Genomic DNA, 23,228 nt, shown 5'->3' with positions numbered 1-23,228 from the left:
ACTATTCATATCTAATGCACTCTACTATTACCAACAATACGGCTGTTAAGACAAAATCTCTTATAATATTTCTTAAAGTTTTAATTTTAATAGAAAATGAGGTAGTAGCCAATGGACATGAATCTCATTGAAAATCAAGAACCGACAGTTAAAAGAAACTTAAAAGCAAGGCATATGACCATGATCGCAATTGGAGGTTCTATCGGAACTGGTTTATTTTTGGCAAGTGGTGCAACCATCCAAAGTGCAGGACCTGGTGGTGCTCTCGCTGCATATGCATGCATTGGGATCATGGTTTATTTCCTTATGACAAGCTTGGGGGAAATGGCTACATACATGCCTGTATCGGGTTCATTTTCCTCCTATGCGACACGCTTTGTAGATCCAGCATTTGGTTTTGCACTTGGCTGGAATTATTGGTTTAACTGGGCGGTTACCCTTGCTGTGGAAATAGCTGCGGCAGCCATCATCATGAAATTCTGGCTGCCTGAAGTGCCAAGCATAATATGGAGTGCATTGTTTCTTGGACTCGTCTTTATGCTAAATGCTTTATCCATTAAAAGTTATGGTGAATCAGAATATTGGTTTTCTCTAATAAAAGTTGTGGCCATTATTTTCTTTATCATTATTGGATTATTGACAATCTTAGGCGTTTTTGGTGGAGAGGTTATTGGATTTGAAAACTTCACCATGGGCGAGGCTCCTTTCAAGGGCGGATTTTTATCGATCATTAGTATCTTTCTTATCGCTGGATTTTCTTTTCAAGGTACAGAACTAGTTGGTATTGCTGCTGGAGAAAGTGAGAATCCTGAAAAAAATGTTCCGAATGCGATTCGACAAGTATTTTGGCGCATCTTATTGTTTTACATCGGAGCCATTTTGATACTCGGGCTGTTAATTCCATATACGAGTCCAAGTTTATTAGGTGGGGATGTAGAAAATATTTCTGTAAGCCCTTTCACGCTCGTCTTTGAACGGGCAGGATTTGCTTTCGCTGCTTCTGTCATGAATGCTGTTGTTTTGACATCATTACTTTCTGCAGGGAACTCGGGGCTTTATGCATCAACACGGATGTTATGGTCGATGGCAAAAGATAATCAGGCTCCAAAGTTTCTAGCTAAAGTTAACAGAAGGGGAATCCCGATGAATGCCTTGATTCTCACGGCAATAATTGGAGGACTAGCTTTTTTAACATCTGTTTTTGGGGATCATGTGTTTACATGGCTATTAAATGCTTCAGGATTAACGGGATTTATCGCTTGGATTGGAATTGCCGTAAGCCATTATCGTTTTAGACGTGCGTACGTAGCACAGGGCGGTGACATAAATGAGTTAAAATACAAAGCAAAATGGTTCCCATTCGGTCCGATTCTTTCATTTTTTCTTTGTATAGTTGTCATTGCAGGGCAGAATTACGAGGCGTTTCTAAGCGGCAGTATTGACTGGTATGGAGTCGCAGTCTCCTATATTGGTTTACCAATATTTTTAGCGATATGGTTAGGGTACAAGGTTTTTCATAAGACAAAGGTAATTTCATTGAAAGATTGTCATTTTGAGAAATCAGCATAGGAAAAGTAAACTGAATTTCAAAGTCAGTATCGTAACGAGCATTGTGAATGTTATCATTCATGATGCTTTTTTATCGTTGTTGCACTTATCGTTTTATTCGTCGTTGCCATTACTTTATTAATTAAGAAATTGCTTATTTCTAACAAAAAGAATAGTAATCAATTAGATATTGAAAACAGACTTGATAGAGTTGAAGATAAATTGAATTCAATGAATAAAGGGAAGTAATGATTAATTAAAATAGGAAGAAAAATGGTTTGATAATCTTTTAAAATACACATAGTATAAAATCTTTTATTTCTATTGTACGAATGCCAGTTTTTTGCGCAGGAAGCTGCTTTTTATAATTTTTTTGATAAAAGAATAATAAGATGTTGTCACTTATGGAAATTTATTGTAATATATATAACAATATAATGACCTAATGAATTTAAAAAAGCCATGATAAGGACATGAATTATTTTTACGGTTTTCAGAGAGGGAAGGGTAGCTGTGAACTTCCTGGCTTAGGGAAATGATTTACCGCCTTTGAGCTATATCAGTGAACGATAGTAACTGATATCGTCTAAGCTACGTTACAGCTCCAGAGCCATAAGTTGTATCTTACTTATGGGAAATTGGGTGGAACCACGAGTACAACGCACTCGTCCCTTGTATAGGGATGAGTGCGTTTTTTTTATATGAAATTGTTGCCATGATAAGGACATGAATCATTTTTACGGTCTTCAGAGAGGGAAGGGTAGCTGTAAACTTCCTGGCTTAGGGAAATGATTTACCGCCTTTGAGCTATATCAGTGAACGATAGTAACTGATATCGTCTAAGCTACGTTACAGCTCCAGAGCCATGAGTAATCTTACTCATGGGAAATTGGGTGGAATCACGGGTATAACGCACTCGTCCCTTGTATAGGGATGGGTGCGTTTTTTTTTATATAAAATTATTGCCATGATAAGGACATGAATCATTTTTACGGTCTTCAGAGAGGGAAGGGTAGCTGTGAACTTCCTGGCTTAGGGAAATGATTTACCGCCTTTGAGCTATATCAGTGAACGATAGTAACTGATATCGTCTAAGCTACGTTACAGCTCCAGAGCCATAAGTTGTATCTTACTTATGGGAAATTGGGTGGAACCACGAGTAAAACGCACTCGTCCCTTGTATAGGGATGAGTGTGTTTTTTTTATTACTAAAAAGGGGTGTATGTATTATGAGTGGAGATATGATTATGATTCAATTCCCGGATGGGAAACAAAAAGGGTATCTGAAAGGGATCACAGTGGAAAGTGTGGCAGAGTCCATCAGTTCCAGTTTAAGGAAAATGGCAGTTGTAGGGAAACTGGATAAACAACTGGTGGATCTGAGTTTCAAGCTGGATAAAGATGCCGAACTAGCGATTTTAACTCTTGATTCGGATGAAGGATTACATGTTTTACGTCATACATCAGCGCATGTTATGGCACAAGCAGTGAAGAGAATTTACGGTAATGTAAAATTAGGGATAGGACCAGTCATTGAAGACAGATTTTACTATGATTTTAAGCTGGATCATCCTTTGACTTCTGACGATTTACTGGCCATTGAAAAAGAGATGGAAAATATCATAAGTGAAAATTTGGAAATCAAAAGAGTCGAAGTTTCTTATAAAGAGGCAGAAAAGTTATTTGAGAGTAATGGGGAATCATTCAAGTTAGAAATAGTAAAGAACATCCCTAAAGATGAAAAACTGAGTCTATATAAACAAGGGGAATTTATCGATCTTTGCAGGGGGCCGCACCTTCCATCCACATCATTTGTAAAATCGTTCAAGTTAACTCATGTATCTGGTGCCTATTGGAGAGGGGACAGTCAAAATGAAGTTCTTCAACGGGTGTATGGCGTGGCTTTCAGCAAGAAAAAGGATTTACAGGGTCATTTGAAATTCTTAGAAGAAGCAGCCAAACGCGATCATCGTAAATTAGGGAAGCAGTTGGAGTTATTCATGTTTTCAGAGGAAGCCCCAGGAATGCCGTTTTATTTACCGAAAGGACAAATCATGCGAAATGAATTGGAAAAATTCTCGAGGGAGCTTCAGACTAGCGCTGATTACGACGAAGTTCGAACTCCTTTTATGATGAATCAACGGTTATGGGAACAATCGGGTCACTGGGATCATTACCATGAAAATATGTACTTTTCAGAAGTCGATCATACAAAATTTGCAATGAAGCCAATGAACTGTCCTGGTCATATGCTTATTTATAAAAACCATCTTTATTCATACAGAGATTTACCCATTCGTATGGCTGAGTTCGGTCAAGTTCACCGTCATGAGTATAGTGGCGCATTAAATGGAATGCTTCGGGTCCGTACATTTTGTCAGGATGATGCCCATATATTTGTTCGGGAGGATCAAATCGAAAGTGAAATTATACAAGTGTTTACTATGATTGACGAAGTCTATCGTACTTTTGGATTCGAGTATTCTGTGGAACTTTCGACTCGTCCAGAAGATTCATTAGGTGATGACTACCTTTGGGAAACTTCTGAATTAGCATTAAAAAATGTTCTGGAGAATATTGGGATTGATTACCACTTAAATGAAGGAGACGGTGCCTTTTATGGACCAAAGATTGATTTTCATATTAAAGATGCATTAAAACGAAGCCATCAATGTGGGACAATTCAACTTGATTTTCAAATGCCTGATAAATTTGATTTGACTTATATAGATGAAAATAATGATAAGGTTCGTCCGGTCGTCATTCATCGTGCGATTTTTGGATCCATTGATCGTTTCTTTGGAATCCTGATTGAACATTTTGCTGGTGCTTTTCCTATATGGCTAGCCCCTACACAAGTACAAATTATCCCTGTATCAAACGTTCATTTGGATTACTGTTTAAGGGTTCAAAAAGTACTAAAGAGTCTAGGAGTAAGAGTGAAAATTGACGATCGAAATGAAAAGTTAGGGTACAAAATCAGAGAATCACAGATGGGGAAAATCCCATACATGCTTGTACTTGGAGATAAAGAAGTGAAAGAAGATGCAGTAAATGTACGGAAATACGGGGAGCAAGAATCTGAAAGTATTTCATTTATTGGTTTTCAAAACAAAATTGTGCAACAAATAAAGGAACGTAGCATTTAACAGAAGAGACATTTAAGGAAAATATGGGCTGTGGTTTTTGAAGGAGTTAGCGGATGGTAGAGGTATCTTTTTAACCAAATATCATAAAAACAGTTATGGTGGCAAAAGCAAGTAAATCAGAAACTTGATTGAAGAAATGGAACTCGACTATATGTAGTCGAGTTCCATTTTTGTAAGCTTTCGATTGACGCTAAATTTCAATGATTATTGGAAGGATCATTGGTTTCTTCTTCGTTTGGTTATAGAGATATTGTCCTATTTCCTTCTTAATAGTTTGTTTAATGATATTCCAACGGTATATTTTATCACTTTGTAATTCGTTGACTGTTTTCGTGACAAGGCGATTTACCTGTCTAAGGAGATCTTCGGAATTTTGAATATATACAAATCCACGGGAAATGGTATCCGGTCCTGACACTATTTTTCTTTCCGTTTTGCTTAGTGTTATGACAATTACGAGCATCCCATCCTCAGAAAGCTGCTTTCGGTCCCGGAGTACGATCTCTCCTACATCGCCAACGCCCATACCGTCAACAAAGGTATTGCCAGCAGGAACTTTTCTGGTTTGAAGGGCGACCGAGTTATCAATATCCACGACATCGCCATTATTGATAACGAAAATATTGTCCTTCTCTACCCCGACAGACTCAGCTAATATTCGATGTTGGTGCAACATCCTATATTCACCGTGAATGGGTATGAAATACTTAGGCTTCATCAGGGTAAGCATGAGTTTTAACTCTTCCTGGTAGGCATGTCCAGAAACATGCATGCCTGTTACACTTCCTGATCCGTAAATGACTTTTGCCCCCAGCTGAAACAAGTTGTCGATGATACGTGAAACATCCCGTTCATTTCCGGGGATTGGAGTGGAGGCAAGAATCACTGTATCATCAGGTAATATACTCATATCGCGATAATTCGAACTGGAAAGGCGAGACAGGGCAGCAAACGGCTCCCCTTGACTTCCCGTACATAAAACCGCGACTCTTTCAGGAGCATAGTTATCGACTTCATGTGCTTGGATCAGCATCCCATCAGGAATATCGAGGTACCCACGCTCCATGGCAACAGATACGACGTTAACCATACTTCGTCCTAATAAGGCGAGTTTTCGGTTTGTCTTCCGGCAAGCGTTCACAACTTGTTGGACGCGATTAACATTTGAAGCAAAGGTAGATAGAAAAACTTTCTGTTTAGCCTGCATAAAGGCCTCTTCAATATGGCTACCAACAAGATGCTCTGAAGGACTTGAGCCAGGGCGTTCAGCATTAGTACTTTCAGATAATAAAACCAAGACACCTTCACTCCCGATTCTGGCCATTTTATGAATATCAGGATATTGCTTATTCATAGGAGTTAAATCAAATTTGAAGTCCCCTGTGTGAACCACTGTACCTTCTGGGGTATGTATGGTGACTCCTAGACAGTCGGGTATACTATGATTAGTTTTGAAAAAATCTAGATTTAAATTACCAAATTTAATCTTTGAATCAGAGTCAATCTGAATTAATTCAGTATCACCCAATAGTCTATGTTCTATTAATTTTAATTCAATTAAACCAAGTGTTAAACGTGTGGCATATATGGGTACATTTATTTTTTTTAAGATGTAGGGGATACCCCCTATATGATCTTCATGCCCATGAGTCACAATTAAAGCGCGGATATTATTTATATTTTCCTGCAGAAATGTAATATCAGGAATAATTAAATCAACTCCTAATAAACTTTCATCTGGAAACTTTGCACCACAGTCGATAATAATAATATCGTTTGAATATTGGATCACATACATGTTTTTACCGATTTCATTTACTCCGCCTAAAGCTAATATGGACAAAGCATTATCTTTCGTACTCATTTTTAGGCCCTCCTTTTATAGCAATAATGGCTAGTCTTTCCTTATGTATCCCGTATAATTACTGAGAATTGTTTTGTGAGGGAATTTAGGATTATGCTCCATTTTTAAAGTAGGGGACAAAATAGGCCTATTCATAAAATGACGAATAAATACAATGCATATAAACAACAAAAACAGATGGCTAGCTAAATCAGTTATTCCATCGAAACAGAAAATTAGCTTTTAGTCTACGATCTGTTAAGAAATGGCTTATTGAAGAATTTGTTGGAATGCCATAGACATGTTGAATCGCGGAGGAAAATTTCACTTCAAAAAGGGTTGCTTCGGCAACTTTTTTCGTATGATTCTGAAGAGACCTTTTGGGTATAAGGTTTGTTATAATAAGTTGAATCGTGTTGGAAAAGTTATAGAAATGAGGAAAAGATTTGAAAAAAGCATCACTTGTTATATTTTCTATTTTATTATTATTAGGGCTATTGGGTTGTGAAGCGGAGAACAAGAAAGCCAATTCTGAAGAAAAAACAGTCAAAGAAGATGAGAAAAAATCAATCAAAGAAGATGAAGAAGTTAAATCACTTTATACGGTCGATAGTTATATGAAGTCAGTAGAAGAAAACCTTGAAGCAAAATCGGAAACATTAATCAGTAACATGCAGGAGTTACATAAATACACCATTTACTCAAAAGTGGAATTATTGGATTTTGTAGCATTTGTAGAAGACCCTTCAGAGTTTGACTTATCCATTACTATGTTCTCAATGGATAGACAAGCTAATGAAGTCTTTAACGAGGGTACGGATTCTACTATCTTTGCAGGCAGTCTGGATATGATTGAAAATGTAAGATACACCCACCTGTTAGGTAATCAAACAGATGACTTTTGGGATTTCTACGAAAACAATGAAGAAGAACTTAACCTTGCAGAAAAACAAGCGTTTGCTACTTGGGTCGCAGATTGCTGGAAAAAAGCAGATGGACAAGCAATCACATTGCCAGTCTACTTTTCTCTTCACGATGATTATGAATCCTTTGATTTAAAGAAAAATCAATGGGTTACAGATGATGAGAAATGGTCTTATTGATACATAAAAGGAAGGGCCTTCAATTATGAAGGTCTTTCTTGTTCATACATCGGTTACAAATACCAAAGTAAGCATGCCTATAGAAATGAAGCCTGAAAAATTGCACTATATAATGAAACTTTATTTTTGAGATGTTAATTCATATTGGGTTTGGGTTTATTGTTCCCCTCTAATTAAGATACATTTAATGTAAGCTATTACGTAACGAGAGGGTATATGAAATTAGAAGAGAAAAAGAAAAAGTACAGCAAAGAAAAGAAGAGATAAGTTATAAAATAGGAGGTTTGTACTTTGGGGACTGCACTAATTTTCATATGCATTGTATTGGTGGCTTCTATACTGCAATCAAGTACAGGTTTTGGTTTTTCCATAATGGCGACACCTTTCTTACTAATGTTATTCCAACCGCAAGAAGCCATACAAATAAATATTATTTTATCTTTAGTTATTTCAATATCATTAATTTTGAAGATACGAAATGACATTGATTTTATATTATTAAAAAGATTTATTTTCGGAAGTATAGTTGGCGTACCCTTGGGTGTTCTAATCTTTGTTTCAATTAACATTAATGCTTTAAAATTAGGGGTTAGCATACTACTTTTAATATTAACATTGTTACTGATAGGCAATTTTAGGGTTAAACCAACACAATTTAGGGATTTCATAGTTGGCGGGATATCAGGTGTTTTAACGACAAGTATCGGTATGCCTGGCCCTCCGTTATTGCTTTACTTTACAGGAACTGATACTGAAAAAGGAAAGTTAAGAGCAACTACCTTAGCATTTTATCTCTTTATTTATTTCATCAGTCTCATAACCCAAATAATCTTTACTGGAACCAACAAAGTAATATGGGAATCAAGTCTTTATGCAATTCCAATTGTATTTCTGGGTTTGTATATAGGTCAAATTATTTTCAAACGGCTAAACCAAAGGGTATTTAGAATATTTACATATATCCTTTTAATTTTTACAGGGATTTATCTTTTATTGGAAAGTTTAAAAGCGTTATAGAAGTAGGCGTCCTTATTTTTATTCTAAATTTCATCTGGTAGAGTGATCGACACTTTTTTATACATATGAGTTTGACAGGGGTTTCCGATGTATAACAGCGAATATAATTAAGCGTAGTTTGTTCAGAGGAAGATAAAGAGGAGGGGTAAGTTGACATCAAAACAAGAATTAGCTGTAATGAACAATGTTGTCTGGTGCGGAATTATAAGTAAACTTCATGGATGTCGAATTAGGAGTGGAAATAACCTCTGGGGTTTGGATAAAAAAGCTCCGACCTATTATCCCGATGTCATTACATTGAGTAATGATGTATGTAACGATGAATTCTTTAATTTTATAGAGGACTCACAAGCAGAGTTTATTAAAGACAGTTTTTCATCCTTAAAACTAGGAGATAACTTCGAACTTTTATATGAAGCCAGTTGGATTTACCATAAACCTGCAATTGTTGAAGATATTGAAAAGGCAGCATACAGGAGAATCATCTCAGAAGAGGAACTTCAGTGCTGGACATCGGTTTCCGGTTTAAACGGCATTCTGTTACCGGATATCTTATTTCAGCCTGATGTTGTTGTATATGCAAAAGAAGGAGATGAAATAACTGCTGGTTTTATTGCTAATGTCAGTGGAGACACGATTGGCGTATCAAATGTTTTTTCCTCTGGAAATGCTGCTGCATCCATATGGAGAGATATTGTTCATGTAATCAGTCAAAATCATGTAGGCAAGCATTTAGTCGGTTATGAGCAGGATGAAAATCTTAGTGCAGCAGTGGCAGCGGGGTGGGAAAATGTTGGGTATCTGAGTGTATGGAGAAAACGGAATTAATAGCAAGTGGGTTACAGATGATGAAAACTGGTTTTAGTGATATCCACAACTGACCATTTTCCTTCACATGAATGCACAATTTCTGCACATGCAAAACACCTCCGATTTTTCGACCGTGGCCAGGAATAATTCGACCTTCAGAGAGATAATTCGTCCGTCGTTACAAATAAATCGACTTTCCATCATTTCATAAATTAGAAAAAACAGTATGTGTTCAATAACATACTGTTTTTTCTTTGTCTTTAGTTTTTAGGTTAGCCCATTCATTTTCATCAGACTTTATATTTCTTGTTCTAATTGGCTCAAGCAGAAGTTGATATTTTCTTCGAAATTTTCAACATATTGCTGGGCAATTGTTGCGTATTGGGTTTTTAAGGTGTTCAGCAAACTTTCTATCAAAAATTGGCGTGGTTTGCTGGATTGCGTTATCTCTTCATGGATGAAATCAATCAGTTCAATTGCTTTGGCTCGATCTTCGCTGCAAGGTAGAGCTTTGTTTGTTGCTTTTTTCAATGCCAAGGTGGATTGCAGCAGATCATTGTGGCTGGTATGAAGATTGCACCTGAAATTAGGAATCCATGTATCAATTAGCTCTGGGTCAAGAACCTGCTCTCCGCTTTCAGCTACCTCATTGACTATATGGACGATTCGGTTCATGCAGTAACGGATGACTTTTATTTCCGGAGAACTGATAGTTTTGGCTTTATAATTAAAATGATTCAAGTGGGTCGTCATCCCAAGAAAGAGAATGGCGCTATCTAACAGATACGGTTTTTTGCTTTCCCCAAATATATCGAGGAATCGACTATACACCCAGCGTATGCTTAATAATTGGATTCGGTTGATGAATTGTTTTAATTCATCGTCGTTAGACACACGCACTTCTTCAATCAGGATAAGTAATTTACTTTGTTTGTTTACCATCATATGCAGTTCCAACTGCTTAATAAAAATTTCAATATCGGCTAAATCTTGACCAATTAATAGTTCTTCACGGGCTTGGCGAAGCTTCTTATGGTAGGAACGGAATATAGCTATAAATAATTCACCCTTCGAAGGGAAATAATTATAAAATGTACCCTTAGAAATGCCGCTGCCGTCTAAAATGTCCTGGATGGACGTGGCTTGATATCCTTTTTCAATAAACAGCTTATGAGCTGTTTCGATGACATTCTGTCTTCGATTATTCATCAAATCACCTAATTTCCATTATACTGCCTGTATAAATGTAATCGTACTCTATTTTCTATTACAGTACAAACCCTTATTTAAACAGTAAATTTTTATTGCAAAAATTGAACTAGAGGTATATTATAGATTTTATGCAGATTGGATTATACCAGTCGTACAATAAAATGAACTATTAGTTTGAATGGAGGAATAGATAAAAAGTGAGTACTGCTCAAATTACTGAAAAAAAGGGCTCATATGGTATCCTGATTATTTTAATGGTCGCGGCATTTATATCCATACTGAATTCGACCCTTTTGAATATTGCACTACCATCAATTAAAACAGACCTTGGAATTGAGACGTCTACGGTCCAATGGCTGACAACAGGATACATGCTGGTGAACGGAATCATGATTCCTACAACCGCCTTCTTAATAAGAAAATATTCGGTGCGTAATCTGTTCTTGACAGCCATGCTGTTATTTTCAATCGGGACGATTGTTGCAGGTGTAGCACACGTATTCCCGCTGTTATTAGGCGCGCGGATGGTTCAGGCTGCTGGTTCGGCGATTATGATGCCATTATTAATGAACGTTCTTTTAACTGCCTTCCCTGTTGAAAAACGCGGCTCGGCGATGGGATTGTTTGGTTTAGTCATGATGTTTGCTCCTGCTATCGGGCCGACGCTTTCAGGCTGGATTATCGAACACTATGATTGGAGAATGCTTTTCCACTTTATTACTCCTCTTGCTTTACTTATACTAATTTTTGGTTTCTTTAAACTTAAAGACAAGAAAGAAAAAGTTGATATCAAAATTGATATTCTATCTGTCATTTTATCAAGCTTAGGCTTTGGCGGCCTGTTGTATGGATTTAGCTCAGCAGGCAGCAAGGGCTGGGATAGCCCTTTGGTATACGGAACATTAATTGTTGGTGCCGTTTCACTGGTCCTTTTCATTACACGCCAGCTTAAAATGGAAACACCGATGCTTGAATTCAAGATTTTTAAACATCCAATGTTTGCTTTATCTGCAAGCATTTCGATCGTACTAAATATGGCAATGTTTTCAGCGATGATCTTAATGCCGTTGTACACTCAAACGGTCCGAGGCATTTCCCCGTTCGATTCGGGATTATTGATGCTCCCAGGTGCTCTTTTAATGGCAATTATGTCACCAATAACCGGTAAACTCTTTGATAAGTTCGGAGCACGTATTCTTGCTTCTCTTGGTTTGCTTATCACAGTGATTACGACGTATTTCTTCAGTAAGCTGACAATGGATACATCATATACACACATAGTACTATTGTTTTCAATCCGGTCATTCGGGTTGTCGATGGCAATGATGCCTATCATGACAAATGGTTTAAACTCGCTCCCAGCCCGTATGAACCCACATGGTACAGCGATGAATAATACACTGAACCAAGTTTCCGGAGCAATCGGTACAGCATTGCTTGTTACGGTCATGTCTAACCGGTCAGCTTCGACTGGTGAGGATCTTATGACTAAAGCGATGAGCAAATTAACAGGTCAGCCTACTACTGAGATGATGAATCAAATGCAGGCCCAAATCGGGACGCAGGCCATGTTGGATGGAATTAACTTTTCCTTCTTTGTGTCTACCTTTATCGCAGCTGTGGCGCTGATTTTGGCATTATTCATTAAGCGTGCATGGCCGGCAAAAGATAAGCCAGCTGAAAAAGCTGATCAGACCGCTTAATCACAAGTAATGTCTGAATGACTAAATGGTGCAGTTAATAATTTTAGAATAGGTTATAGATTAAAGCATGGTCATAGCGGTTTTCTTTTCGGAATATGCTTGTGATCATGCTTTTTTTGCAAGTAAAAGCGGAGAGATAAAAAAGCAGTGCCATTTCTAATCGAATGGCACTGCTTTTTAGGTTATGACGCTATATCTTCTGAATTCACCTTTGCATGCTGGATATGACTCGTAATCCAGCCAATTACTGCTGCAGAAACGAGATAGGCGAGTAAAATCCAAATCTGGGTCTGTAAGTTTGACCAGCCGCCTAATGAAATGACTTCTTGTAGCTCCTGAAGGGAATGAGCCATAGGTAAAAATTGACCGATTTGTGTTAATAGCGACATTCCAAGTTCACCCGGGAATGTTCCACCGCAAGTAGCTAATTGAAATACAAGAAGGGTCACGGCTGCGAATTTGCCGACGACTCCGAATACGGTTACCAGCATAAGTATGAAAGTCATGAAGGTAAATGAAACGATGATGCTTGATAGAATAAATACAGGAACGCTAGCTACATGTAAATGGAATCCAAGGAGCACAACTGCATCCACGAGAAGTGCCTGAATCAAGCCGATTACATAAACTAGCCCTAATTTATTCGTAAAATGAACGGTTCCGGTAACCTTGAGATTCTGTCTGCGGCCTAGCGGCAGGATATTGGAAGCCATAATGCCGCCTACATAAAAGGCTAGAGACAGAAAGTAAGGAGCGATTCCGGTTCCATAGTTTGGAACTTCCGAAAGATTGGATTGGACCAATTGTACAGGTTCAGAGAACATCGAAGTGGTAGAATCGCTGTACTGAATGCTTGCTGTTTTATCCGCGGCGTCATTAAGTTTGGAAGATAACTTGTTTGAGCCCGTTTCTAGTGAAGCAAGTCCTTCCTGAAGTTCCGTTGATCCACTGGCTAGTTGACTGCTTCCGCCAGCAAGTGAAGTGATTCCGGTGTTTAGAGTGGAAAAGCCACTTGTCCATTTTGTAAATCCGTTTGTGAATTGGCTTGCTCCCTCGTTTAATTGCTTAGCACCTGAGGTAGCCTGCGCCATTTTATCACCAAACGTTTTCATACCAGCTTGCAGGGCGACTTGACCATCTGCCACTTTTTCCGCTCCTTGTCCCAGTTGTTTTTGCCCAGCGGTTAAAGTAGTGGCCGCATTGGATAATCCATCAGATAAGGCAAGGATTTGCTTGAAGTTTTGATCTTGCTTTGCTTCGGGATGACTTTGGGCATATGCATCCAATTGCTTCTTAAGGGTACTTGCTGTACTTTCCGCCTGTTCCTGTCCTTGAACCAATTTTGAATTGCCAGCTGACAAGTCTTTAACTCCCTTGCTCACCTTGTTCATACCATTTTCTAATGTTTGTTGTCCATCTGTTAGCTGTTTCATGCCGGTATACAAGGTCTGGGAACCTGATGTTAGACCTTCCGCACCAGTAGATAAGTCTTCTTGTCCGTCCGAAAGCTGGGTGCTTCCTGTACGTAACTTCTGGGCACCATCATTTAGTCTCTGAATTCCATCTGTTAATTTCTCACTGCCGCTTTTCGCATCGACAGTTCCTTGATGAAGCTCCTCGGCTCCATTTCCGGCGTCTGCTAAGCCTTTAGAAACATCTTGGAATTTGGAAAGGATGCCTTCTGAATAGCCTTTCGTGATGCTGGCATTGATTTTGGTGGTCATTTTTTCAACTGCAGTTGTACTAATTTGTGAGGCAACAAAGTTTTTACCCGGATTAATTTTATATAAAAGTTTAGCGGCTTCCGGTTTTTCATCCATTAAAGTGGTGACATTTTCAGAAAAATCATCTGGAATCGTGACAACCATATAGTAGGTACCCTCTTTAAGCCCTGTATCTGCCGCCTTTGCCGATACAAAGTGAAAGTCCAATTCTTTCTGCTTCTTCAATTGTTTAACAAAGTCATCTCCTGCCTCGATTGGCTTATCGTCCATTTCGGATCCTGTATCGAGGTTGACCACTGCAACAGGTAGCTGATCCAACTTACCGTAAGGATTCCAATACCCTGCTAAAAAGAAACCTGAGTAAATCAATGGAACGACTAAAAGAAAAATCAAGGCGATTCTTCCGTGTTTATGTTTCCACATTGCTTTTATGTCTTGAAGTACGAGTTGTAATCCTTTCATTAATGAGCCTGCCCTTTCTAACTAAATGAGATTATTTCATCATAAGGGCTTTTTTAAATACTGTATAATACATAATTAGTTATATAATAATAGATTTGAATCTATACGAAACGAGTGATAAAAATGGAAATATTACAGCTGCAGTATTTTCAAACCGTAGCACGCCTAGAACATATGACGAAGGCTGCGGAGCAACTTCAAATTGCTCAGCCGTCTCTCAGTAAAACCATTTCTCGTCTTGAAGAAGATTTGGGAGTGGCGTTGTTCGATCGGGAACATCGGAAAATAAGGTTGAATGCGGCCGGAAGGATATTCTTGAACCGTGTCGAACGAGCTTTTGCAGAATTAAATGAAGGAAGGCGCGAGATTGTGGAATTAGCGGACCAGGATCAAAAGAATATTACGTTGGCTGTTACCATTCCAAGAGTGCTGCCTGATTTGCTGGGGACATTTTTATCAGAATATCCAGATGTTCGTTTTCAACAATTTCTTAAATCTGTATCTTCCATGAAACAATTGCTTATTGAAGGGGAGATTGATTATTGCATTTCGTCCGTTCCGATTGAAGGCCCCGATATTAAGTGGGAACCGCTGATAACGGAAGAAATATTTTTGATTGTGCCTCCCGATCATCGACTAGCAGGGAGGGAGTGCATTCATCTTAATGAAGTGAAAGACGAAGCGTTCATTAGCATGAACACAGGTTTTGGATTCCGCAACTTAACGGATCAATTTTGCCAAGAAGCTGGATTTATTCAGAATATTGCATTTGAAGGTGATGAGCCGGCTGTTATCTCAGACCTTGTCAGAAGGGGCTTAGGTGTCGCTTTTGTATCAGAGTTAACTTGGCTGCACCAAACCGGGTCGCTGTCACATAAAATTCGAATAACAGAACCTGCTTGCCAAAGGACGATTGGATTGGGATGGTCGGAAAAGCGATACTTTACACCAGTTGCTAAGCAATTTCGCTTATTTGTCATGGATTATTTTTCTACTATCTCTAAGGAGCTTAAGGATTCACTGTAGATGAACACTAGCCTCTATATAGTTGATTATTTTTAGAGAAACTACATGTTAAGTGAAAAGAGAAGGTAGAAGGTGGTTTGCAAAGCTAAGTAATTTACACACAAACAAACAAAAAAGAAGTGAAGATGTCATAACCTGATTGCATCTTCACTTCTTTTTGTTGTGACTTTTTATAATTTTATTACATGAAACAACGCCTTTAATACTTTTAGTTAAGTATTAGAATATTTATTTTTTCAAAATATAATTGCGGAACGGTCATCTTTAGATTATCATTGATATTGATAATCATTATCAATAAAAAGTTAGTTAGGCCTAATTCTATCATTTTATTAAGGAGAGAGATTTTACAATGACGAAGAAAAAGTATGGATTGATTGGGGCATCAACACTTTTAGCTTTAAGTTTGGCGGCATGTGGTGAACAAGAAGAGGATGCAGCTACAACTTCGGTTAAAACAGAGGAGACTGCAGGTGCAGAGAAATCAGGACAAGGAGAAGATGCTACTGAACAAACAATTACATATCTTGGGGAAGATTATGTTTTACCAGCAGAAGTAAATAATATCGTTGCAGCAAGTCTTGAATCGATGGAGGATGCAGCGATTTTAGGTGTGAAGCCTGCCGGGGTATTAGCTATTGCAGATGCAATTCCAACTTATTTAGCAACTGACTTAGATGGTGCAGCATTAGTAGGGGATAAATTTGCCCCGAATAATGAAGCAATTTTAGCATTAGATCCGGATGTTATTTTAGGCTCATCTAAATTCACTGAGGATGTTTCGGAACAATTAAACAAAATAGAGACGATGATTCCATACTCTCATATTTCTACTAATTGGAAGGAGAATTTGCAGTTATTAGGTCAATTAACAGGGAAAGAATCAGAAGCGGATACCATCATTGCCGACTATGATACAAAGGCTGCTGAGGCGAAAGAGAAGATTGGGGAATCATTGAAAGATAAAACGATCTTAGTGCTGCGTATTCGTGCAGGAAGTGTTTGTGTATACCCAGCAGATGTATATTTAAATCCAGTTATTTATGAAGACTTAGGTGCAACAGTTCCAGAAATTATTACGCAAACAAAGGCACAGGCAGAGCTATCATTAGAAGCTTTAGCCGATATTAATCCAGATTATGTTTTCGTACAGTTTGATAAAAGTGAAAATACTGACAATCTAACTGCTCTTGATGATTTATTAGATAATCCAATTTTCAAAAACATCGAAGCAGTTAAAAACGATCAAGTATTTGTGAATGCAATTGACCCATTAGCACAAGGTGGAACAGCTTGGTCAAAAGTGAAATTCTTAGACGCTGCAATTGAAAACTTACTGAATTAAAAATAAGGTGCGATGAATTGAAATGAACAAAACAAATTGGATAGCTTCTATTATTCTTATAACTTCTCCACTGTTCATCGTACTGGCAATTGTTTTATCCGTCTTATATGGTGCAAAGGATATTGATGCATTAACTGTTTGGCATGCGATTACACAATTCGATAAGGGTAATGTTGACCACAATATTATCATAACATCGCGATTACCACGTGTAATCGCTGCTTTATGTGTTGGAGCATTTTTAGCTATTTCGGGTGCTGTGATGCAAGGTGTTACACGCAATTATCTTGCTGACCCATCGATAATGGGTGTAAATGACGGATCGGCATTTGTTATTACGCTGGCAATGGTATTTTTTCCTGGTCTACCGAATTATCAAATGATTTTATTATCAATGGTTGGTTCTGCTATTGGAGCAGGTTTAGTTTTCGGATTTGCTTCCCTTTTAAAAGACGGTTTCTCACCAGTTAGGCTAGCGATTATTGGAACAATTATTGGGACATTTTTAAGTAGTGTTGCCACAGCTGTTGCGATGTATTTTCAAGTTTCGCAAAGCGTCAGCGTCTGGTATAACGCGAAAATACATACTGTGAATCCTGAAATGTTATGGCTTTCCATTCCTTTTGGTATATTGGGGCTTTTACTTGCTCTATGCATTGCTAAGTCAGTGACGATTTCCTCGTTAGGTGATGATATTGCAGTTGGTTTAGGGCAGCGAACAAAATGGGTGAAAATAATCAGTATGTTATCTGTTGTATGTTTGACTGGAACGGCGGTTGCACTAGTCGGGAAAATTGCTTTTGTTGGTTTAGTCATTCCACATCTTACACGTTTTATCGTCGGTATGGACTACCGTTTTGTTATCCCATGTTCGGCAGTAATAGGTGCCACCTTTCTAGCATTATGTGATGTAATCAGTCGATTTATTAATTTCCCGTTTGAAACGCCTATTGGTGTAGTAACAGTTATTATTGGTGTCCCTTTCTTTCTTTATTTAATTCGAACAAGAGGGGGAGAACGTCATGGGTAAAGGGGAATTAGGTCGTTTCATCACAACGATGTTCGTTTTTATAGGATTAACATGTATTGCCTTTTACTTTCATATTACCAACGGAGCATTTGATATGTCCGTAATGGATATTATAAAAACAATTCTTCGGATAGATATAAATGAAAAATATGATTTAGTTATTTTCGAATTTCGTTTGCCTCGTATTGTCATTGCAGCATTGGTAGGGATTGGACTAGGTATAGCAGGTACTGTAATGCAAGGCGTAACGAGAAATGACTTAGCAGATCCAGGTATTTTAGGGATTAATGCAGGTGCTGGGGCAGCGATCGTTATTTTTATGTTCTTCTTTCAAATATCTTATAGTAATGGATTAGGAGATAGCTGGTTTTCTATTTTGATAATGCCACTTTTTGGCTTTGTTGGCGGGGCTGCAGCGGCGGGATTAATTTATCTTTTTTCATGGAGAAATGGCGTTTTAGATATGCAAAGACTCATTTTAACAGGGATTGCTATAAGCAGTGGTTTTGGTGCATTGTCACTATATATTTCACTGAAAATGAAAGCTCAGGATTATGAAATGGCGGCAGTTTGGAGCGCAGGTAGTATTTATAGTGCCAACTGGTCATTTGTTATTTCTATCATACCGTGGATTGCGATTTTGGGATTTGTAATATATAAAAAAAGTCACTTGCTCAATTATTTTCAATTAGAGGAATCTAGTGTAAAAAGCTTAGGGATAAGAGTCGAAAAAGAAAAATCCATTTTGCTGTTAAGCAGTATTGGAATTGTAAGTGCTTGTGTATCGGTATCAGGAAGTATTGGTTTTATCGGATTAATAGCACCGCATATTGCCAAAAGATTAGTCGGAATTAACCACCGCTATGTAGTTCCGACAAGTGCAGCTGTTGGCATGTTTTTACTTGTTTTTTCAGATTTTTTTGCAAAAACATTATTTGAGCCATCAGAGCTGCCTGTTGGAATTGTTGTATCCATTATTGGTATTCCGTACTTTTTATATTTATTAGCGAGATCTAGAGTATAGGAGGTCCCAATGACAAACGCTGTATTACGTGTAGAACAATTATGTTCTGGTTATGAGAAGCAAACCGTTTTCAAGAATTTGAGTACATCGATACAAGAAGGTAAAATTACTACCATTATCGGGCCAAATGGATGTGGGAAATCTACGCTATTAAAAACGGTGGGAAGAATCCTAAAACAAAAAAGTGGTAAAGTATTTTTGCAGGAACAAGATATGCAAGCAATCTCAACAAAAGAAATTGCCAAGCAGTTAGCACTGCTATCACAAAACCCTGAAGCTCCACCGCAATTAAAAGTGGAAGAGCTTATATCATATGGCCGTTTTCCGCACCGAAAAAGAGCAGGCACTCTTTCGAAAAGAGATTTAGAAGTCATTGAATGGGCGATGAAGATAACGAAGACGAGTGAATTTCGGTCAAGAGAAATCAATCAATTGTCAGGTGGACAACGACAGAAAGTTTGGCTTGCGATGGCTTTAGCACAAGAAACAGACATTTTGCTACTCGATGAGCCAACAACTTATTTAGATATGTCCCATCAGCTTGAAGTGCTGAAAATTGTGGATAAACTTAATAAAAAACATCATTGTACAGTCGTGATGGTTCTTCATGACATAAATCATGCAGCTCGGTTTTCAGATGAGCTTATTGCCATGAAGGATGGGGAAATTATTACTGTTGGAACACCGAAAGAGATTTTAACACAAGAAGTAATGAAACAAGTATTCCAGATTGATGCGAAAATTATGATCGATGAGGAAAATGGCTCACCAGTTTGCTATGGATATGAAACATTAATGGAGGAATGAGAGTTGGCTGATAAAATTCAGTTAGACGAAACAGAACTTTGGCAAATAGAATCAAAAATAATGGAATATACGTATGACGTGAAAGTATCTCTACCGAAAGTAGCCCCACCAGAAAAAGGATTTCCTGTTTATTATCTGTTGGATGGTCATGCGTATTTTCAATTTGGACGTGATGTTGTAAAGCTACAATCGAGAAATGCACCGAAAACATTTATTTCACCGGCCATCGTTATAGGGATTGGCCATCATGGAGTAAATGAAGAGGTAAACGAGCGAAGATTTTATGAATTCACTCCTCCAGCAGCACAATATATTTACCCAGAGCGACTAAAAGGAAGAGATATTGGGATACATGGTGGTGCTGAAAGATTTCTTGCTTTTTTGGAACAAGAATTAATGCCAGTAGTTACACAAAAATACCAAGTGGACGTAGAAAAACAGGCGTTATTTGGCCATTCGTTAGGAGGCTTGTTTGTACTTTGGACCTTATTTAAACGTCCAGACCTTTTTCAATATTATTTAGCATCGAGCCCTTCGATCTGGTGGAATGACCACGAGCTATTCACGTATGCAGAGCAATATTATAAGAACGCTGTAACACATGAGAATAGGAAGCTGTTAATCACTGTTGGAAGTGAAGAGACATTTATGGTGGATGATGCAAATCAATTATTTATTAGTTTGCAATCGATGGAACAATTAGAAGTAAAACTGTATATAGCACCGGAGGAAAATCACGCTTCAGTAGTGCCAACGATAATGAGTAGAGCATTTCGATATATCAATACGTAAGGAGGGGGCTATGGATACTATTAAGAGTTTATATGTATATCGGTGACGGATCCATTCGTTATAGGATTCTTTCTTCCTTACATATTTTCATATAGTATCAAATTTTTAGTCTCAGCCACAGTAAAGTGAATAAAGGCATTATGAAAAATAAAAATCCCCCTCTGTTAAGTAGATGGGGATTATTTGTTCAATTACAAGGATGATAGGCCGAATTATCCTGCTCAACGGTCGAATTATCTTTCTGAAGGACGAATAAATGGCGCAAAGGCCGAATTATCCTGCAACGGTCGGATTATCTTTCTGAAGGACGAATAAATGGCGCAAAGGCCGAATTATCCTGCCCAACGGTCGAATTATCTTTCTGAAGGACGAATAAATGGCGCAAAGGCCGAATTATCCTCAACGGTCGAATTATCTTTCTGAAGGACGAATAAATGGCGCAAAGGCCGAATTATCCTGCAACGGTCGGATTATCTTTCTGAAGGACGAATTAATTCATTCGCAGATTTTGCACATACTCTAAAACAATTTCCACCCGTTCTTGAACTGTATAATCTCCTTCAATCCTTAATAAAGGACAAGTTAAGCCTGACATCCATTGTTCATGTGAATGCTTGCTCCTTACTTCCATTCCAGCCTCGTCATATAGGGAGGCCCACTCTAAAAAGTTATTATATTGATCGAAATGGCTGCCTCCAACTAAAATTTCCTTGCCATACCTTTGTGCCTCTCTTTTCTGCAGCATTTCTATTCTTATATTTTTTGGAATCCATAAAAATATAACTAAATCAAAATAACCTATAAATTCATCACCCCACCCGCATAACGAACCCGATAGTATCCAATCATCATAAGTTAATAAATCTTTTCGGAGTATTTGTTTTCTTTCTTTTACTTCTCTTTTTTCACTAAACTTATGCAGCCAGTAATAATCATCTGTATCAAAATGAACTGTCGATATGGAGTTTGATAATGCTTTTCCGAGAGTTGTAGTTCCTGAACCTGAAGCACCGATAATATGTATTTTTTTCATTCTTTTCTCTTCAACTCCGAATCTTTTTTATGATAGGTAATAAATATTCCATTATATAATAAAAGATTCCTTCCTCATGACCAGAGCCTATTTTTACATGCTTCTAAAAGATGCTCCCTATCAGAGTATAATGTCGTAGTTGAAGCTGATAAGTCTTCATTATGTGGTAATATTAGTTGTTATAATAGGAAATTAAGAAAGACTTTTACTTTAGCTTTTTTAATGAATGAAGTGTTTGAAAGGAGTGTTCCAAATGCAGTTAACGATTCAGGCTTCAGGCGACAATGTACAAGCTATATCTTATTTATTGTCTAAGAACCCGAGTAATTTATATGAGAGAAATCATAAAGGCCATTTAGTGCGCCTTTTTTATAGCAAGTTTACAGAAACAGAACTGGAAGCGACGATTTTTGTTACACCTGACCCGATCGAATTGGTAAAAGGCAATTCCAATTCCTATGACATTACTCATTACATAAATGATCGGGAGTTTGCGGTAAGCAGCATTTTTTGTTCATTGATTAGGTCTGCACTGGGGACAGCTTTGAACGGTCAGCCGAAGGAAGAGCATACAGAGTGGGTGAATCATCCGTTTTCGTTTCAGTTCGAGTTTGGCCCTGTGGTTTCTTCTCTTTCTGATAACCAATTAAAGGATTTATTTGAGCCGATTGGTTATGAAGTGATGATTACCCGTCCGGAAATTGAGTACTCTTTCCAAATTAAAGATAAAAGCTCGGCAAGATCCATTTCTTTAAAAGGAATGAAAACACTACAAGACGGGTTAAGGCATTTGTTTGTATTGATTCCGGTCATCGATAACTATAAGCACTACTACATTGATGAAAAAGAAATTGAAAAGCTTGAGAGATATGGAGACGGGTGGCTGAAGGATCATCCGATGCGAGATTATATCTATCGCCAATCACTTAGATTTAAGGAAGTATACAGCATCGTCGAGAACAGGAAACCTGAAGAGAAGAAGGAAGAAAAAGAAAGCAAGGTTCGGCTGAATGATCTTCGCTATGAAAAAATCGTTGATACAGTCAGTCAAATGAATCCAAGAAGCATCGTGGACTTCGGCTCTGGTGAAGGGAAACTTTCAGTACGCCTTGGTTTTGTAGAAGGGATAAAAGAAATCCTGGCTGTTGAGCCGTCCCAAACTGCTGCCATTAAAGCCTTAGGACGATTCGAGAAAGTGAAAAATAAAGAGAAATTTGTGGTTCCTGAAACACTATGGGGCTCACTCTTCTACTATGATGAAAGATTAAAGAACAAGGATGTCATTATCTTGTGCGAAGTCATCGAGCATATCGACGAGTACCGTCTGCCTAAGGTGCTGGATACGATATTACATGACTATCAACCGAATGCCCTGATTATTACAACGCCAAACCGTGAATATAACGAGGTATACGATATGGAGGATGTTCTTCGACACAACGATCATCGTTTTGAGTGGACAAGAGCTGAATTTCGTCAGTGGTGTACAGAGCGAAATCACTCTGATATCTATAGCCTTAAATTTGAAGGAATTGGTGAAGAGCATGATACATATGGTTATCCGACACAAATGTGTGTGTTCGAAAGAAAGGAGGACTAA

Annotated in this window: 18 protein-coding genes and 3 other annotated features; of the genes, 14 read left to right on the top strand and 4 right to left on the bottom strand. The window is 38.0% G+C overall.

Features of this window, described 5'->3' with window-relative positions:
* The first annotated feature begins 111 nt into the window (after positions 1-111).
* From RE409_RS22310 to thrS, 3 genes are all read left to right on the top strand, one after another.
* The gene (locus tag RE409_RS22310; RefSeq protein ID WP_309558073.1) at positions 112-1,569 is read left to right on the top strand and encodes an amino acid permease; all 1,458 of its coding nucleotides are present in this window, start codon (positions 112-114) and stop codon (positions 1,567-1,569) included.
* Between the two features lie 72 nt (positions 1,570-1,641).
* The gene (locus RE409_RS30775) at positions 1,642-1,797 is read left to right on the top strand and encodes a DUF4083 family protein (protein ID WP_397444192.1); all 156 of its coding nucleotides are present in this window, start codon (positions 1,642-1,644) and stop codon (positions 1,795-1,797) included.
* A 204-nt stretch (positions 1,798-2,001) separates the two neighbouring features.
* Positions 2,002-2,224: a binding site (T-box leader), on the top strand.
* 30 nt (positions 2,225-2,254) lie between these two features.
* Positions 2,255-2,475, top strand: a binding site (T-box leader).
* A 31-nt stretch (positions 2,476-2,506) separates the two neighbouring features.
* Positions 2,507-2,729, top strand: a binding site (T-box leader).
* A gap of 60 nt (positions 2,730-2,789) precedes the next feature.
* Positions 2,790-4,697 (top strand): threonine--tRNA ligase, encoded by a 1,908-nt coding sequence (gene thrS, locus RE409_RS22305; RefSeq protein ID WP_397444191.1) that lies wholly within the window; start codon positions 2,790-2,792, stop codon positions 4,695-4,697.
* 190 nt (positions 4,698-4,887) lie between these two features.
* On the opposite strand, the gene RE409_RS22300 is transcribed toward thrS, so the two are convergent.
* A complete protein-coding gene (locus RE409_RS22300) occupies positions 4,888-6,561 on the bottom strand; it encodes a ribonuclease J (protein ID WP_201250482.1) in 1,674 nt (557 codons plus the stop codon).
* A 425-nt stretch (positions 6,562-6,986) separates the two neighbouring features.
* Between RE409_RS22300 and RE409_RS22295 the strand changes: the two genes are divergently transcribed.
* The 3 genes from RE409_RS22295 to RE409_RS22285 all read left to right on the top strand — a co-directional run bounded on the left by RE409_RS22295 (position 6,987) and on the right by RE409_RS22285 (position 9,488).
* The gene (locus RE409_RS22295; RefSeq protein ID WP_309558070.1) at positions 6,987-7,643 is read left to right on the top strand and encodes a hypothetical protein; all 657 of its coding nucleotides are present in this window, start codon (positions 6,987-6,989) and stop codon (positions 7,641-7,643) included.
* A 291-nt stretch (positions 7,644-7,934) separates the two neighbouring features.
* Positions 7,935-8,660: a sulfite exporter TauE/SafE family protein gene (locus tag RE409_RS22290; protein WP_201186480.1), complete on the top strand. Its 726-nt coding sequence runs from the start codon at positions 7,935-7,937 to the stop codon at positions 8,658-8,660.
* Positions 8,661-8,810: 150 nt separating this feature from the next.
* A complete protein-coding gene (locus RE409_RS22285) occupies positions 8,811-9,488 on the top strand; it encodes a hypothetical protein (RefSeq protein ID WP_309558069.1) in 678 nt (225 codons plus the stop codon).
* A 279-nt stretch (positions 9,489-9,767) separates the two neighbouring features.
* Here the strand turns inward: RE409_RS22285 and RE409_RS22280 are convergent, their stop codons facing one another.
* The gene (locus RE409_RS22280) at positions 9,768-10,679 is read right to left on the bottom strand and encodes a TetR/AcrR family transcriptional regulator (RefSeq protein ID WP_309558068.1); all 912 of its coding nucleotides are present in this window, start codon (positions 10,677-10,679) and stop codon (positions 9,768-9,770) included.
* A gap of 257 nt (positions 10,680-10,936) precedes the next feature.
* Between RE409_RS22280 and RE409_RS22275 the strand changes: the two genes are divergently transcribed.
* A complete protein-coding gene (locus tag RE409_RS22275) occupies positions 10,937-12,385 on the top strand; it encodes a DHA2 family efflux MFS transporter permease subunit (protein WP_309559303.1) in 1,449 nt (482 codons plus the stop codon).
* Positions 12,386-12,567: 182 nt separating this feature from the next.
* On the opposite strand, the gene RE409_RS22270 is transcribed toward RE409_RS22275, so the two are convergent.
* Entirely contained in the window at positions 12,568-14,571 is a 2,004-nt protein-coding gene (locus tag RE409_RS22270; RefSeq protein ID WP_201223240.1) for a YhgE/Pip domain-containing protein, read from the bottom strand.
* Positions 14,572-14,694: 123 nt separating this feature from the next.
* On the opposite strand from RE409_RS22270, the gene RE409_RS22265 reads away from it, so the two are divergent.
* From RE409_RS22265 to RE409_RS22240, 6 genes are all read left to right on the top strand, one after another.
* Positions 14,695-15,597 (top strand): LysR family transcriptional regulator, encoded by a 903-nt coding sequence (locus tag RE409_RS22265; RefSeq protein ID WP_057219855.1) that lies wholly within the window; start codon positions 14,695-14,697, stop codon positions 15,595-15,597.
* A gap of 352 nt (positions 15,598-15,949) precedes the next feature.
* Complete coding sequence (locus tag RE409_RS22260) at positions 15,950-16,942, top strand: ABC transporter substrate-binding protein (protein ID WP_309558067.1); 993 nt, start codon at positions 15,950-15,952, stop codon at positions 16,940-16,942.
* A 22-nt stretch (positions 16,943-16,964) separates the two neighbouring features.
* Positions 16,965-17,972 (top strand): FecCD family ABC transporter permease, encoded by a 1,008-nt coding sequence (locus tag RE409_RS22255; protein WP_201250485.1) that lies wholly within the window; start codon positions 16,965-16,967, stop codon positions 17,970-17,972.
* Entirely contained in the window at positions 17,965-18,996 is a 1,032-nt protein-coding gene (locus tag RE409_RS22250; protein WP_201250486.1) for a FecCD family ABC transporter permease, read from the top strand. The genes RE409_RS22255 and RE409_RS22250 overlap by 8 nt, the downstream gene beginning before the upstream one ends.
* A 9-nt stretch (positions 18,997-19,005) precedes the next feature.
* Positions 19,006-19,803 (top strand): ABC transporter ATP-binding protein, encoded by a 798-nt coding sequence (locus RE409_RS22245; RefSeq protein ID WP_201250487.1) that lies wholly within the window; start codon positions 19,006-19,008, stop codon positions 19,801-19,803.
* A 3-nt stretch (positions 19,804-19,806) separates the two neighbouring features.
* On the top strand, positions 19,807-20,595 hold the full coding sequence (locus tag RE409_RS22240) for an alpha/beta hydrolase (RefSeq protein ID WP_242485384.1): 789 nt from the start codon (positions 19,807-19,809) through the stop codon (positions 20,593-20,595).
* A 490-nt stretch (positions 20,596-21,085) separates the two neighbouring features.
* On the opposite strand, the gene RE409_RS22235 is transcribed toward RE409_RS22240, so the two are convergent.
* Positions 21,086-21,628 carry an ATP-binding protein gene (locus RE409_RS22235; protein WP_309558066.1) on the bottom strand — a complete coding sequence of 181 codons (543 nt, stop codon included), beginning with the start codon at positions 21,626-21,628 and terminating at the stop codon, positions 21,086-21,088.
* Positions 21,629-21,881: 253 nt separating this feature from the next.
* Between RE409_RS22235 and RE409_RS22230 the strand changes: the two genes are divergently transcribed.
* On the top strand, positions 21,882-23,228 hold the full coding sequence (locus tag RE409_RS22230; protein WP_201250489.1) for a 3' terminal RNA ribose 2'-O-methyltransferase Hen1: 1,347 nt from the start codon (positions 21,882-21,884) through the stop codon (positions 23,226-23,228).

Origin of the sequence: Peribacillus sp. R9-11 (assembly GCF_031345095.1) — a bacterium.
Classification (GTDB): domain Bacteria; phylum Bacillota; class Bacilli; order Bacillales; family DSM-1321; genus Peribacillus; species Peribacillus butanolivorans.
The sequence above is the reverse complement of the archived record's forward strand: the minus strand, read 5'-3'. Positions and strand labels throughout refer to the sequence as shown.

Bases quoted from the DNA above. Each gene is read 5' to 3' on its own strand.
- RE409_RS22275 (WP_309559303.1), top strand. From the start codon at position 10,937: ATGGTCGCGGCATTTATATCCATACTGAATTCGACCCTTTTGAATATT.
- RE409_RS22245 (WP_201250487.1), top strand. From the start codon at position 19,006: ATGACAAACGCTGTATTACGTGTAGAACAATTATGTTCTGGTTATGAG.
- RE409_RS22265 (WP_057219855.1), top strand. From the start codon at position 14,695: ATGGAAATATTACAGCTGCAGTATTTTCAAACCGTAGCACGCCTAGAA.
- RE409_RS22310 (WP_309558073.1), top strand. From the start codon at position 112: ATGGACATGAATCTCATTGAAAATCAAGAACCGACAGTTAAAAGAAAC.
- RE409_RS22270 (WP_201223240.1), bottom strand. From the start codon at position 14,571: ATGAAAGGATTACAACTCGTACTTCAAGACATAAAAGCAATGTGGAAA.
- RE409_RS22260 (WP_309558067.1), top strand. From the start codon at position 15,950: ATGACGAAGAAAAAGTATGGATTGATTGGGGCATCAACACTTTTAGCT.
- RE409_RS22235 (WP_309558066.1), bottom strand. From the start codon at position 21,628: ATGAAAAAAATACATATTATCGGTGCTTCAGGTTCAGGAACTACAACT.
- RE409_RS22250 (WP_201250486.1), top strand. From the start codon at position 17,965: ATGGGTAAAGGGGAATTAGGTCGTTTCATCACAACGATGTTCGTTTTT.
- RE409_RS22255 (WP_201250485.1), top strand. From the start codon at position 16,965: ATGAACAAAACAAATTGGATAGCTTCTATTATTCTTATAACTTCTCCA.
- thrS (WP_397444191.1), top strand. From the start codon at position 2,790: ATGATTATGATTCAATTCCCGGATGGGAAACAAAAAGGGTATCTGAAA.
- RE409_RS22280 (WP_309558068.1), bottom strand. From the start codon at position 10,679: ATGAATAATCGAAGACAGAATGTCATCGAAACAGCTCATAAGCTGTTT.
- RE409_RS22300 (WP_201250482.1), bottom strand. From the start codon at position 6,561: ATGAGTACGAAAGATAATGCTTTGTCCATATTAGCTTTAGGCGGAGTA.
- RE409_RS22230 (WP_201250489.1), top strand. From the start codon at position 21,882: ATGCAGTTAACGATTCAGGCTTCAGGCGACAATGTACAAGCTATATCT.